The organism is Yoonia sp. (assembly GCF_036770585.1).
Lineage (GTDB): Bacteria > Pseudomonadota > Alphaproteobacteria > Rhodobacterales > Rhodobacteraceae > Yoonia.
On sequence record NZ_DAIPIW010000001.1, the window covers coordinates 1 to 13,431 of the forward strand.

Annotated in this window: 9 protein-coding genes and 2 pseudogenes; 5 read left to right on the forward strand and 6 right to left on the reverse strand. The window is 60.3% G+C overall.

The features are described 5' to 3' along the window. A pseudogene (locus V7N12_RS00005) lies at positions 1 to 653 on the forward strand (DUF932 domain-containing protein); the annotation flags it as partial. Positions 654 to 841: 188 nt separating this feature from the next. Further along, a pseudogene (locus tag V7N12_RS00010) lies at positions 842 to 1,583 on the forward strand (IS5 family transposase). 18 nt (positions 1,584 to 1,601) lie between these two features. Here the strand turns inward: V7N12_RS00010 and V7N12_RS00015 are convergent. From V7N12_RS00015 to V7N12_RS00025, 3 genes are read right to left on the reverse strand one after another with little or no spacing between them, the layout of a single operon-like run. After that, positions 1,602 to 2,498: a glycosyltransferase family 2 protein gene (locus V7N12_RS00015; RefSeq protein WP_333711794.1), complete on the reverse strand. Its 897-nt coding sequence runs from the start codon at positions 2,496 to 2,498 to the stop codon at positions 1,602 to 1,604. Positions 2,499 to 2,520: 22 nt separating this feature from the next. Further along, positions 2,521 to 3,453 (reverse strand): alpha/beta hydrolase family protein, encoded by a 933-nt coding sequence (locus V7N12_RS00020; RefSeq protein WP_333711795.1) that lies wholly within the window; start codon positions 3,451 to 3,453, stop codon positions 2,521 to 2,523. Then, positions 3,450 to 5,339 carry a glycosyltransferase 61 family protein gene (locus V7N12_RS00025; protein WP_333711796.1) on the reverse strand — a complete coding sequence of 630 codons (1,890 nt, stop codon included), beginning with the start codon at positions 5,337 to 5,339 and terminating at the stop codon, positions 3,450 to 3,452. Before V7N12_RS00025 ends, V7N12_RS00020 begins: the two co-directional genes overlap by 4 nt. Before the next feature lie 190 nt (positions 5,340 to 5,529). Here V7N12_RS00025 and V7N12_RS00030 point away from each other — a divergent pair, with 190 nt between their 5' ends. From V7N12_RS00030 to V7N12_RS00040, 3 genes are read left to right on the forward strand one after another with little or no spacing between them, the layout of a single operon-like run. After that, positions 5,530 to 7,242: a hypothetical protein gene (locus V7N12_RS00030; RefSeq protein ID WP_333711797.1), complete on the forward strand. Its 1,713-nt coding sequence runs from the start codon at positions 5,530 to 5,532 to the stop codon at positions 7,240 to 7,242. Continuing rightward, entirely contained in the window at positions 7,239 to 8,759 is a 1,521-nt protein-coding gene (locus tag V7N12_RS00035) for a glycosyltransferase family 32 protein (RefSeq protein ID WP_333711798.1), read from the forward strand. The genes V7N12_RS00030 and V7N12_RS00035 overlap by 4 nt, the downstream gene beginning before the upstream one ends. Beyond that, the gene (locus V7N12_RS00040) at positions 8,756 to 9,550 is read left to right on the forward strand and encodes an alpha/beta hydrolase (protein ID WP_333711799.1); all 795 of its coding nucleotides are present in this window, start codon (positions 8,756 to 8,758) and stop codon (positions 9,548 to 9,550) included. The genes V7N12_RS00035 and V7N12_RS00040 overlap by 4 nt, the downstream gene beginning before the upstream one ends. On the opposite strand, the gene V7N12_RS00045 is transcribed toward V7N12_RS00040, so the two are convergent. The 3 genes from V7N12_RS00045 to V7N12_RS00055 form a co-directional block, all read right to left on the reverse strand. Continuing rightward, positions 9,547 to 10,254 carry an FkbM family methyltransferase gene (locus V7N12_RS00045; RefSeq protein ID WP_333711800.1) on the reverse strand — a complete coding sequence of 236 codons (708 nt, stop codon included), beginning with the start codon at positions 10,252 to 10,254 and terminating at the stop codon, positions 9,547 to 9,549. The two genes, V7N12_RS00040 and V7N12_RS00045, sit on opposite strands and share 4 nt — an antisense overlap. Beyond that, on the reverse strand, positions 10,247 to 11,056 hold the full coding sequence (locus V7N12_RS00050; protein WP_333711801.1) for a hypothetical protein: 810 nt from the start codon (positions 11,054 to 11,056) through the stop codon (positions 10,247 to 10,249). The genes V7N12_RS00045 and V7N12_RS00050 overlap by 8 nt, the downstream gene beginning before the upstream one ends. A gap of 70 nt (positions 11,057 to 11,126) precedes the next feature. Next, entirely contained in the window at positions 11,127 to 13,427 is a 2,301-nt protein-coding gene (locus V7N12_RS00055; protein ID WP_333711802.1) for a sulfatase-like hydrolase/transferase, read from the reverse strand. Positions 13,428 to 13,431 lie beyond the last annotated feature (4 nt).

Below are 13,431 nucleotides of genomic sequence, written 5' to 3' on the forward strand. Positions count from 1 at the left end.
GCTGGAAGGTGCCGGGCGTGCTCGACTGGTCGACCGGGGTCTACAACCCCGATGTTGAGATCAGCCGCGACACAACCACGCTCTATGCCTCGGACCGCGACGTGTTTCTGTTCCTGGTCGATGATCGCAACCCGATCGAAGCGGGCAAGCTGCCGGATGGCTCGCCCGATCTCTACTTCCGGGGCTTCTACTGCTGGAACTCCGAGGTTGGCGCGAAGACCCTCGGCATGGCGAGCTTCTACCTGCGGGCGGTGTGCCAGAACCGGAACCTCTGGGGCGTCGAGGATTTCCAGGAGATCACAATCCGGCACTCGAAATACGCGGCCTCCCGCTTTGCCCATGAGGCGACACCGGCGCTGACGCGATTCGCCAATTCCTCGCCGCAGGGCTTCGTGAACGGCATCAAGGCGGCGCGGCAGCAGATCGTGGCGCGCAGCGACGAGGATCGCGCGGATTTCCTGAGGAAGCGGGGCTTCTCGAAAGCCGAGTCCGGCAAGATCATCGAGAAGGTGCTGATGGAAGAAGGCCGCCCGCCCGAGAGCATCTTCGACTTCGTGCAGGGCATCACGCGGCTTGCGCGCGACAAGACCCAGCAGGATGCCCGCCTCGACATGGAAGGGCGCGCCAAGAAGCTCCTCGACCGGGTCGGCTGAATTGGAGGCCAAGTGCAAACATTTGCACTTGGTCTAATTCTCCAAGCTGCCCGCTTCAACTATTTACTGCGCGCAACCCTTCGATGAGCGGGTGCTCCATGTCCAGTCCCAAGATGCTCTTTCTAGGGTCAGGACCCATTGAATTCAGTTCCTGAGCGTGATTCACCGCCCGAAAGCGGAGCGGTGATCTGTCTGATCTTTTCTGGCTGACTGATGCACAGATGGCGCGTCTGGCGCCCTATTTCCCAAACTACCACGGTAAGCCATGTGTGCATGACCGGTGCGTGTTGAGCGGGATTATCTTCATCAATCGCAATGGTTTACGATGGCGTGATGCGCCCAAGGAGTATGGCCCGCACAAGACGCTCTATAACCGTTGGAAACGGTGGAGTGAGAAGGGCATCTTTGCGCAGATGATGGTTGGCCTCGCAGCCGGACACGGCGAAGAGAAAACCGTGATGATCGACGCGACATATCTCAAGGCACACCGAACGGCGACCAGCATGGGCGTGAAAAAGGGGGGGCGGATGTCTGATTGGGCGCACGAAGGGCGGCATGAATACCAAGCTTCACGCCATCTGCGACAGCCATGGACGGCCCCTGCACCTGTTCGTCACGGCCGGGCAGGTCAGCGACTATATCGGCGCAGGGGCTCTCTTCGGCAGCTTGCCTAAAGTCGGCTGGCTGCTTGGGGATCGCGGCTACGACGCTGACTGGTTCCGAGAAGCGTTGCAAGACAAAGGGATACGCGCCTGCATGCCAGGGCGGAAAAAGCGAACGACAAGCGCCGCTATAAACGCCGCAACCGGATCGAGATCATGTTCGGCAGGCTTAAGGATTGGCACCGCGTGGCCACACGGATACGACAGGTGCCCGAAGGTCTTTCTGTCAGCCATCGCCTTTGCCGCTCTCGTCATCGACTGGCTTTGAAAGTCAATGAGTCGAGGCCTAGAAAACACCGCTAAACCGCTCTGGCAATTGATAGTTTTCGGGTGGGCGGCCGCCGCCCATCAGGGTGAAAGGGGGTCGCAGGATGCGGTCGTCCAGCATCGATTGCCGAAAGGCCGGGTGGTCGATGGTTTCCGCGACGGGGTGCTGTTTCGACAGGGCCTCGAAGGTCTTGTCGACGCTCGCCCAGCCCCATTGTCCGCTTTTCATCTGCGCCTGTTCCTCGGCCGATTTGCCTTCAAGCCGCCGCTTCAGGCTCTTTTCGAAACGGCCCATGCAATAGTCGTAATCCACGAAACGCAGATGGAAATTGTAAAGATGGGGGTCGATGTAGATTTCATCGTGGTTGCCGCCATGGCCACCGGCCTTGAATTCGATCGGGCGGTTCACGATGCAGGGTTTGGCATAGTTCGCGTTCAGCCGGTAGATGCGGCGCGGCCCGAGAATGGGCTGGCCCGGGATGATCGGATCGGGTTCCAGCGCGGGGACATGCACCATCTCGATGGCGAATGCCGTGATGGCGGGCGGCACATGCGGGCGGGCCGCGATTTCGGACAGGTAGCCCGGCAGATCGTCCGAAACCGCAGGGTCCAGCACGACGAATTCGTCGATATCATTGCAGATGACCCAGTCGTAAGACTGCGTCAGGCCCGAGGTGAAGAGCGACAGGATCTGCCACCGCCTTTGGTTCACGCTTTTCTTCAGCCTGTCGTAGGGCAGCGTGATTTCATTGCAGCCGCGGACCAGTTCCGAGACCTGTGCATCCGCGCCGTGGTTGATGACGTAGATATGGTCGTCCGGCAGGAAACGTCGCCAGTAGGACAGCCAGCGTTCGAGGAAAAAATCCTCGGTATGGACCATCGTCAGGGCCGCGATCGGGGCTTTGGGGGCTGGCAAGAGGTGTCTCCGGTGATCCGCCCTAGTGTTCGCCCAATTCGGGCCGCGCCTCAAGCAGTTCGCGGCGGGCCTGTATGGCGAAAAGGTAGTTCTTAGAGGCGATCAGCCGGTCATAGGCGCGCAAGGCCAGCGTCGTGTGATGCGAGGCGGCCAGATTATCGACAAGCGCCCGCGCCCATTTGCGCGTCTTGCGCCGCCCCCGCATGGCCAGCCGGAAGCCGGGCCCGAGGCGACCTGTATCGATGAACTCGCGCAGCATGACCTCGAAGGCGCCGGATTTCATCACGGTCCGGACAGCCTCGTGTGTTGCATGGGGCACCGGTGCAAGCTGCACGTTCGGGCCGGACAGGCGCATGGCATGGGCCTTGTCCGCATGGTCGAAGGGGTCGAAGACGACGGTTGCCTGCGGGATATCCGGCATCGCATCGGCGGCATCGAGAAACCGCGGATGGGTCCAGTCGCTATTGCGCACGGCCCATGGAAAGCGGTTCTCGAAAGGGGCGATGCGCCTGTTCATCGTCGATTGCGGCGAGAGCGCAAGAACCGTCGCGCGCGGCACCAAAGGGGCATAGTTGATCGCCCCGAACCCGCCCATCGAGGCGCCGACAAAGACGATCCTCTCGAAGCCGTCGAAAAAGCCCTTGTCTCGCAGCGCGGTCAGAAGCGCGGGCACATCGGTGCCCCGAAACCAGTCCTTGCGCTGACTTTGCACACCCAAGAACGCATGGCCCATCTGGCGCAGGTGGCGGGCCACCCAAGGCTGGCGGGGATAGGGATGGTCAAGTGTGGCAAGGTTGTCGAAGGGAACGACAAGGGTGGATGACCCCGGTTCATACCAAAGATAGGATGTCTCGCCGATGATCCGGAACGGGCGGTTTGGTGTCGCATCCGACATTTCCTGAACCGGCGGCGCTTGGGGTGTCTGGGTAAGCGTTGCTGACGTGGGTTCGGTCATTTTCGACTGAATGGGACTAGTGTTGGCGCCTCATCGGGACGGGCATTCAGAATTTCTTCAATTTGGTCATCAGAGATCGCGGAAATTTCGCCATCCGGCTCGCAGAATCCAGCCATGGCCAGTTCCCGTTTCACCTGCTTGAAGTCCAGACGCCCAAAAGAGCTATAGTCGATGCGCCTGCTTTGCTCATGCACCCACATTTCCTTGATTGCATCAATCACAGTCACTTCCGCCCCGCAAAAGCGATGAACATGGCGCGCCATATCGTCAGGCAGATCGGAGATCCGGCGCTTGATGATGGCCACTTTCGCACTGCCCTGCGCCGCGAATGCAGCGAAATGGAGCGGCGAACCGTCAAGCGAAACGATCAGCTTTGCAGCCGCGTAACGCGCGAGTTGCACTTCAGCAGGATACCGCTGCGGATGGAAAATCTCGTATCCCTGCTTTGAGAGAAAGTCTTCAAGATACTCTTCGCCGATGACGCCACCCCGCTTGTAACCAAGCCCCGTGCGCGAGATATAAAGCCGCTCTGGGCCATCAGGCACAATCTTCTCGGCCACCTTTTCACGCACAAACCGGATGTATTCCGGGCTTCCCTGCATCCTGGCGCGATGACCGAAGCCGGGTTCAGGAACGATCAGACGCTCGACAATGGCGGGTCGGTTCTGCGGGATGACCGGGGTTTCATCCGCAAGCAATCGCAGGATCGGCGCATAGGTCTTGCGGGTCCGCCAGATGGTTTTCGGCCCATATGGAATATAGAGGATGCCGTCAATTTCGCCGTCGTAAGCATTCAGCCCCCAAAGGCGCGCTGTCGATTCTGCAAGAAAATGCCCAAAATGAGGGTGAAGCCATCCACCGTAAAGATATGTTCCGGAAAGCTGCTGAAACTCTTCGTCGTGCCTTTCGAACTCTGGTGCCGGCATCCGGCGCTTTACCCATCTGTACTCGGCCGAGTGCGCGCAGAAGCGACCGATTTCATCAGTGACACCACAGGAATTTGTCTCGGGGTGAAGCGGGAAGACTTTTGCCTTCTCGATCACTTCGATGCGGTCATTCAGGATGTTCTGATTGTAGCCAGGCAGCCTCGTTGCAGGCAGCTTCATCGGAGACAGCATTTCGTCGGGTCTTGTCGCCTGTTCGACCTCCCATTTGAGAGCACCGGTTTCAGGCACCCTGGTAGCCCGAACGACCAGCGTGCGGTGCCGGTGACGGGCAATGCGGATTTCCCCTTCTTTAGCGACTGGAAGTGGCAAGTGGGTTTCGTCGTAGCGCGCTTGTGACTGTTTGGATTTGATTTGCAGTTCCGGCGCTTCTGCGAACATCGGATTGCGAAGGGCATAGACGTTCAGGTCCGGCATCGCGAAAGCGTAGCGGACATCGATCCCCGTATCTCGGTTGAATGCCTTTTTCAGTTCGCTGCGATATCGTGTCCGACCTTTCTCGGACATGATCAGGATTGCCATGGCAGAGATCATCGATGAAAGGCGCAGGTAGTGGTCGTCAAAGACCTCGGCGAGCGCCAATCCCTGATAGGCATTCAAACCAAATCTAGCCTTGTTTTCGACAGTGTCCGGAAGACAACCCAGTTGGCTGTTGGCCAAATAGATGACATCGGCACCTTCTGGAGGATCGGGAAGGATGCAATCGTCCCAAAGAAGTTCCTGGTCATCTTCGAATATCAGAAATGGACAGGCCTTTACTGTGTCGAATGCGTTTGCGTGGGCTGCCGCGACGTTTTTCTTCTTTCCAAACCTTGTAACACCGGGGACGAAGTCATGCGGCATGCCCAGTCTCGAAAACAATCCGGTCATGTAGTCGCGTCGGTGTTTATCCTCTGGCAGATTCACGATCACCGATGGAACATCGCGTAGATCCAATGCCATACTGATTTCCTTTGGCGGCGCCACTCGAACTTGACTCGGACCAGGAAGGGCGGTCCCTCTCCCGTCTGACCAGTCATATTTGGCTTGCTGCCGGTATTCAACGCGATTGATTTTTCAGGTCCCCGTGCTGCCGGCGTTTGCAACGCGCCCGACTGTTTGAAATAAGTGCAAGAAGCCAAAGGAAGACCGGATGATGCCCAGCCTGACACTCTATTTCATCATCCAGCCGCCGCAGTATCTTTATATGGCCTGTCATCTTGCGGCATCGATCCGGACGCATTTCCCGCCGGAGGTCGAGGTGATCGGCTATTGCCCGGCACCCTACCATGACCAGATGGACAAAGCCCCGCTGGAGGTCCTGCGCCGCCTGCGGGTGCGGGTCGAGCGGCTAGAGACAGACGGTTTCTTCGACCCCGATTATCCTCACGGAAACAAGCTGATCGCCCTTCTTGCGCCGAAATCGACGGACTATGCCGCCTTTCTGGACTCGGACATGGCGTTCCTGCGGCCCTGCACGGTCGAGGAACTTGCCGCACCCGGGCAAGTCGGCATGGTGCCTGCCACGTCAATGCGCTGGGCGGACCAGTCAATCTGGGACGACATCTATGGTGTCTTCGACATGCCTGTCCCGTCCGAGCGCATCACGATGACCCGCGACCAGCGGCTTGACGTCGTGCCCTACTTCAATGCCGGTCTGATCGTCACGGACGAGAATTTCCGCACCCCCGATGGCAAGCGCTTTGCCGAGGTCCTGATGGAGACCGCCCAGACAATCGACCGGCACAGCTTCATTCCGCACAAGCGCCCCTACCTTGACCAGATGGCCCTGCCGGTGGCGACGCTGCGGGCGGGGATGACATGGAACATCCTGCACGAGCGGTATAACTACAGCATCGGGGGGATCCTGCGCGGCAAGAAGCTGCCGCATGATGCCGATGTGACCCTGCTGCATTACCGCAACCGCGATGTGCTGGGGGATGCGGGACGCAAGAAAGACCTCGACAGGATGCTGAACCAGCAGATCGGAACCCGACTGGTCCGCTGGGTCTTCGATGTGCCAGAGGAACTGGCATTGCCGCTTCACTACCAGCCGGAAGAGGCGGCAAGCATCACAGCGCCGGACCCTTCGCCGATTGCCGTCCCCGATCCCTCGAAGGCGCCGATGGCGGTGGTGACGGTCGCTGACGGCGATGTCGCGAAACTGGGCCGGTGGCGGCGCTACTATGGCGCGGTCTTCGGGGAAAGCAGCCTCTATATCCTGAACCCGGGCAATGACCCTGATGTGGCCAAGGCCGCCGAAGGGGCCAATCTGATCCCCGTGCCCGAGGGCATCAGTGAGGCGGCGATCCTCGCCTCGGTGTGCAGTTTCGCCTCGGGGCTGACGCTCTATTTCAACTGGGTCGCCTGCGTGGCGGTGGACGAATTCCTTGTGGTCGATCCGCTGCGCGCCAAGGACCTTGGGGACTACCTGTCGCAGCTGACGGCACGGGGACGCGTGCCGGCTGTGTCCATGCCGCTGACGCTGCACCTGACCGCACTGCCGGATCAGGGGCCGCTTTATGTGCGACTGGACGAAGATCACCAGAAGGCTTGCATCACCCGTGGGCGCATTGCCTTTACGGACGCAGGGAAGGCCTGCAACGTAAAGGGCTTTGCCGTCGATCCGCACCTTTGCCTGATCCGGTTCTGCGACGCGAAAGGTGCCGCCGCCTCCGATGATCCTGTGACCGCGCCCGAAACGATGGACCTGCCCGAGGTCCGCAAGGCCCTTGCCGCTGCCAAGGTGGAAACGGACGATGGGTTCTGGCGCGTCGCGGCCACCGGTCAGGGGCGGCTCTATCGTCTTCCCGCCCGGATGCGCGATGTCCTGCTGGGCATTCAGGCCGGAAAGACCGCGACATGAGCGCCATTCCCAAACGTCTGGGCCATATCTGGATCGGGCCCAAGCCCGCACCCGTCAAGTGGATGCGGACATGGCCCGAAAAGCACCCCGATTGGGAATACACCGTCTATGACAACGACTTTCTTGTCGGCTTCCCGTTCCGGCTGCGCCGACAGATCAACGACTACTTCTGGCGCGGGCTTTATGCCGGTGTGCAGGACATGATGCGGTATGAGATCCTCTTCCATTTCGGCGGGTTCATGGCGGACGCCGATGCGATTTGCCTGCATGCCGTAGATGAACTGTTGGACAAGCCGCGCGCCTATACCGTCTACGATCGCCCCGAGACCGACCCGTTCCGCGGTGTTTGCCCGTTCCTTGCCTGCGAACCGGGCAATCCCTTCATCGGCAGGATCATTGACACCCTCGCCGAGACCCCGCCCGAGGCCCTGCGCAAGGCGGAAGTCTCGACCGGCAACCGGTTTCTGATGGGGCGGATCAGGGAATGGCAACCGGACGAGGACGTGTTGAAGATCTGGCCGACACATTACTTCGTCCCATGGCAAAAGAGCGACCCGAGCGCCTATTACGACGGCCCCGACAAGGTCTATGCCGAACAGAAGTGGGCGACCTCTACCTATGCCTACAACCGCGCGGACGGCCCGGGCGAAGAGGTCTTGTCGCCCCCTGAACTGGAAGCGCGCCGGACCGAGGTGCTGGACCGTCTGGCGGCCGGCGTGGGGCGGCGGTTATCGCCTGAACGCGCTGACGATCATGCGCTCATGGCGCGCGTGACTGAATTGGCGGGCAAGGTAGAGGCGGTTCTGGAAGCGCCTGAATGCCGCAAGGACTTTGCCGATCTGAACCGTCAGTTGACCAAGGCCGTGCAGCAGACCGGCCGCGAAGACCAAGCGATCCACGGTCTGCATTTCTACCGCCATATGCAAAACACCCCCCTGACCGGTAGCAAGTTGCGGACGCGATCCAACGGGATCCGGGCAAGGCTTGCCGGGTGGTTGGCGCAAGCGAATAGAGCATTGATTGCCGGCTTTGACACCGGGCATTTGCCTGCATTGGCGATGCACCTGAACCCGTCGTTGCAGCTTGTCGCTATGGACAGTGCCAGATGGCGGCGTGACAAGGACCGGAATCCCCCTGCCACCCAAGCCTATGTTCCTGCTGCCGCAGCATGGCTGAACGCGCGTTTCAATGGTAATGCTGTTGCCGAGGTCTCGCAGGAAGTGGACGCAATGAAACGACTTGCCGAAACAGCATCCAATCTCGGTGCCTTCGATCTTTTGATGATGCCCGCCAGCGACGACATGAGTCTGGGTATTCTGAAGGCTGCGCTGCCGCTCTTGTCAGAGGATGCAATCGTTGTGTGCGCAAGCGCGGAACATCCGACCGGCGCAATGCAGGCCAACCGCTTTGAGATGCAGGACCTTGCCTATGTCCCGCTGGAACTTGAAGACTATGGCACGCAGAACGGGTCACTCTGCGCGTTCCGGCCAAGACACAAAAGCCGCGACGGCGGATGAGCAACTTTCCCGAAACGCTCGTTTATCGCCCGCCGCATCTTGGTCTGGACCTTTGGCGGCCTTCAGGTGATCCGAAGGGGCTTGTGGTCCATGCACATGGTGGCGGGTTCGTGCACGGGTCACGCAATGACCGCATCGCACGGCACTTCGGCCCGCTGTTGGCCGAAATGGGGCTTGCATTTGCAAGCATCAGCTATCGCAAAGCCGGTGCCCCCCGAAGAGCTTTCGGTCCCGACATGCTAGAGCGCATCCATGCAGCCGCGGCACAAAGTACCGCATTCTACCAGACGATCAGGCCTTCCCTGCTTGGCCCCGCGCTTTATCGAGCTGCGGTCGACTATGCCGATGCCGCGCGTTTTCTGTTGAGAGATGATCGAACCGGACTGGCGAACCTCCCATGGATAGCCATGGGAAATTCGTCAGGGGGTCTGGCAGCGATATCCGTCGCACACGGGCTTTCGGACTGGACGCGGCCTGCTGATCTGCCCGCGCCACGCAAGAGTATTGCGATTGCTGGTGTCGTGCCTCAGCCATGGGTGGTGGATGCGAATGGGCCTGATGTCGCGCTCTTGTGTGCCCGCGGCGACGAAGTCCTCCCGATGGGCGAGGTTGCCAAGTTACAGGCATTCACAGAACAACACGGTCTCCCCGTTTCGATCCAAAAAATCCCCTACGGAAAACATACAAGACCAATCAAGGAAATCCTGCCGTCCAAGGACTCGTCCACAGGCAAATGGTGCGATTGGTTTCTGGATGAAATTGCCGCCACGTTCATGATCGGCGCCCGCTAGATCCAGTCCAGGTTCACATGTTCGGGCTTGTATTTGGCTGCGAAGTCACGGCGCAGCGCGGCAAATTCGTTTCTGAGGTCCCTGAACTTCTTTTCGTGGGTCTCGACCACCGTGCACCGGATGTGCGGGAACAGATCGGCGGCCTCCATCGCACGCAAGAGATCCAGTTCCGCACCCTCGATGTCGATCTTGAGAAAGGCGATCTCGCCGCGTTCGGCGATGCAGTCCCGCAGGAAAGCGACAAAGTCGATGACGCGCACGTCGACGGCGCTGCCGGCCTCGTAGTCGATCATGCGGCCACCGCCGACAATCGTGCTTTTGACCGAGGCGTTCTTTTCGTTGTCGTCGAAATTGCCCGCGCGATAAAGCCGGATGGTGCCTTCGGCGGTGCCGACTGCCGCATTGTGCAGGGTAAAGCGCGTCTCGCCCTTGAAGCGGTCGGTCAGCTTTTCGACCGCCCAAGGTTCGGGGTCAAAGGCGATGACATCCGCACCGCTTGCCAGCAATCTTGCCGAGACGTCGCCGACATTCGCGCCGCAATCGATTGCGAGGTCTTCGGGTTTCAGCATCCCGCAGACCGCTGTCAGAAACCCTTTCGCCCATGCGGCGCGTTCATTGCGCTGCTGCCTACGCCGCAATCGGTCAAGCTTGCGTTGAAGCACGTCTTGGGGGCTTTCGGGCTGGTCCTGCATGCCGTCAGCCAAGCGCCAATCCGGGGTCGATCCCGACCTCCTGACACATCCGCCAGGCATAGGAATTCTTCAGCGGCTTGTGCTTGCGCCACCAAGGCTTGGTCCCGTTCGTGTAAAGATGCACCGAGACCGTGGCATCCGTGAACCACCCCTCGACCCGTCCGTGCGGGTCATAGAAGATGTCGTTCAACTGGAACGGGACGGGGTAAAGAACATCCGGCGTCATCGCCTTGTCGAAGTCGCCGGTTTCTTTCGCGAAATGGGTAAAGGCCTGCGGGCCAAAGGCCGTCCGCTCGGTCTTGTAGATCTTGACCGCGTGGGAGTCGTTGCCCTTCATCTTGTCCATTTTCCGGCGTTGGTTGGCATTCCACCACGCGGGGTAATCCGGCAGGTTGTCGTAGTAGTCGATCAACCGGTCGATCAGTTCGCATTGTTGCGGCAGGCCGACGACGCCGCAATTCAACGCGCCGCGCATCCCGTGACCGGCATAGATCCATTCCCATTCATCGGGGAAGGGCTTGTGGCAGAAGGCGTCGCAGTCGATCCAGATTGCATCGGTCTTGCGGATCATCTTGTAGCGGAACACGTTCGACAGAAACGAAGCCGAGGTCGCCTCGACGATATCCATCGGCACATCCATGATCTCGGAGGCGGGCCGGATCTCGACCCCTTCGGGCGCGTTGGTGACCTTGTCGGTGCAATAGAGCGTGACCGGATGCCCGTGCCGCAGATGTGATTTCAGGCAAAGCTGGTTGAGATACTGAAGCGTCTCTCCGATCCAGAGAGAGGCAACAGGGCGGCGGTCGAGTGTCATGGGCGGGCCTTGATCCGAAAGAGTGCAAGCCGGCGGACTATCGGCGATTCACACGACGAGTGCAAAGGGATTAGCCGCGCGTCTCGATCTGGTCGCGCAGTCTTTGCGCATCCGTGACGCCTGATATCTCGACAATCGACAGACCGCAGCGCAGGCGGGTCTGTCCGTCCGGATAATGCGTGATCGTTGGCAAATCGGGCCAATCGCTGAGGTCGTAGGTTTGATCGGCGCTCCAGCCGCGGATGATGGTGATCCCGCCATAGCGGATGCGGAATGTCACGGCGCCTGATCCGGGGTCGATCTGGTTGATGCCGGTGCCCACGATCACCTCGTCATCGCCGTGGCTCAGCGTCACGATGTTCTGCCCGGGTCCGGTATCCACGAATGAAGATCCGTCGCCGTCATGGATCTGGTCGTTGCCATGCCCGCCATAAAGCCTGTTGTTCCCGCGCCGCCCATGGATCACGTCGTCGCCCGTGCCGCCGTCCAGCAGGTCGTTCCCCGGTCCGCCCGACAGATAGTCGTTTCCCGCCTCGCCGTAGAAAAAGTGTCGTGCGTTGTCCATCGTGGCTTTGGCGATCAACTGGTCGTTGCCCGCCCCGCCATAGAAGGTCGCGCCCCCGTATTTCGGGCCAAACATGATGTCGTCCTTGCTGGACCCCGTGACATCGACAGTGACGCGTTCAGAGGTCTCGAATTCGATGGGGCTGTCGGGATGCGCGACGATCTGGATCGTTTTGCCGGTGCTCCCGTCCGCCTCTTTGCGAGAGACGACGGTGGCGATGCGGATCTTCTCGACGTTGGCAGGGCAGTGCAGGACATAGTCGTCGGGTCCCGCCATGTACCACAGCGTATCGGTGCCGCCGTCCTTTTCCTCGCGGATCTTCTCGGCGTCGCTGCCATAGGCCCAATAGTGGTTGTCGCCACCGCCACCGGCCAGAACGACGCTGCCATCGACGGCCATCATCGCGTTGACGCCCTTGGCGGGGTTTTCGAACCCGCGCAGGTCAAGGCCGAGGTCAAGCGCGCCGTTCACCAATTCGCTTCGCAGAAAATCCATCGGCGCGGTATCGACCAGATTGGTCGTCTCGCCGGGGTCGCCCACGATGTCGTAGACGTGTTCCTCGCCGTTGGGATAGCGGAAATAGCGCAGGTGTTCGTAACCTTCGACGGAAGGTCGCACCGAAAGCGTGCCGAAAACGCAGGTCACAGGGGATTTGCTGCGGTCGAAGGTCCCGAAAGCGGGGTCGATCAAGGGCAGCAGGCTCTGCCCGCTGGTCCAGTCTGGGCGCGGCGGCAGGCCCGCAAGCTGCATGATGGTCTTGGGGATGTTGTGCAAGGATACCGGAAGGTCGATCTCTTGCCCGCCCTCCATGCCGGCATGCCAGATGCCAAGCGGGATATGCGCGGCACTGTCCCACTGGCTCATCTTGTGGAAACTGTCGTGATTGCCGAGGTTGAAGCCGTTGTCCGACAGGAAAACCACGGTCGTATTCTGCCCGACAGGCGAGGCGCGCAGGGCATCCAGAAAACGCCCGATCTCGTGGTCCACATGGCTGATCGCGGCGAAATAGGCGCGGACGACCTGCCGCCATGCCTCGTCCCCCGATTTTTCCGGTGTCCAGCGGCCGTTGGCGATATAGGCGGCCTCGTAGACGGCAAAACCGGGTTGCGGGCCGTGATAGTCCTCTTCGGCTGCGATGGCGGGCCAGGTGATGCCGCGCACGTCATACTGCTGATAAAAGCGGTCGGGACAGTCGAGGTTGTAATGCGGATGCTTGAAGCCAAGCTGGATCAGGTTGCGGCGGGTTGGATCGACGCGGGACAGAAAGTCGATGGCATTCTGGGCGACCTGAAAGTCGTAGAACTTGTCGTCCTGTGAACCATCGTCATTGGGGTGGTTCACCCCGCGAATACCGGGGCCGCGCCCCAGATAGTCGTGCACGCCGTCTCGGTTGGAATTGTCGACCGCGCGCATATCCTGATGAAACAGGATGCGCCGGTATTCTTCGGGCATGGGGCGGTAGTTGCTGTCCACCTTGCCGGTGGTGAAGTTGTAGAACCCCGCGCGGCGCAGGTCATAGGCCCATGCCTTTTCCGGCGGAAAGACGTCGCGCCAGAACCGGTTGAGATCGACCAGCCCGCTGCGGAACGGGGAAATCCCCGTCGCCAGCTCGGCACGGCAAGGCGCGCAAAGAGGGACCGTCGCATAGGCATTGGTGAACCGCACGCCTTCGGCCATGAACCGGTCGAGGTGCGGCGTCTGGATCGTGATCCCGAAGGTGTCGCGCCATGTGAAGACGTCGATCATGTCATCGACCCAGATCGCGCAGATGTTCCCGCCCTTTACGCTGTCGGCATTGAAGGCCATGGCG

Bases quoted from the DNA above. Each gene is read 5' to 3' on its own strand.
- V7N12_RS00025 (WP_333711796.1), bottom strand. From the start codon at position 5,339: ATGGCATTGGATCTACGCGATGTTCCATCGGTGATCGTGAATCTGCCA.
- V7N12_RS00030 (WP_333711797.1), top strand. From the start codon at position 5,530: ATGATGCCCAGCCTGACACTCTATTTCATCATCCAGCCGCCGCAGTAT.
- V7N12_RS00020 (WP_333711795.1), bottom strand. From the start codon at position 3,453: ATGACCGAACCCACGTCAGCAACGCTTACCCAGACACCCCAAGCGCCG.
- V7N12_RS00035 (WP_333711798.1), top strand. From the start codon at position 7,239: ATGAGCGCCATTCCCAAACGTCTGGGCCATATCTGGATCGGGCCCAAG.
- V7N12_RS00055 (WP_333711802.1), bottom strand. From the start codon at position 13,427: ATGGCCTTCAATGCCGACAGCGTAAAGGGCGGGAACATCTGCGCGATC.
- V7N12_RS00040 (WP_333711799.1), top strand. From the start codon at position 8,756: ATGAGCAACTTTCCCGAAACGCTCGTTTATCGCCCGCCGCATCTTGGT.
- V7N12_RS00050 (WP_333711801.1), bottom strand. From the start codon at position 11,056: ATGACACTCGACCGCCGCCCTGTTGCCTCTCTCTGGATCGGAGAGACG.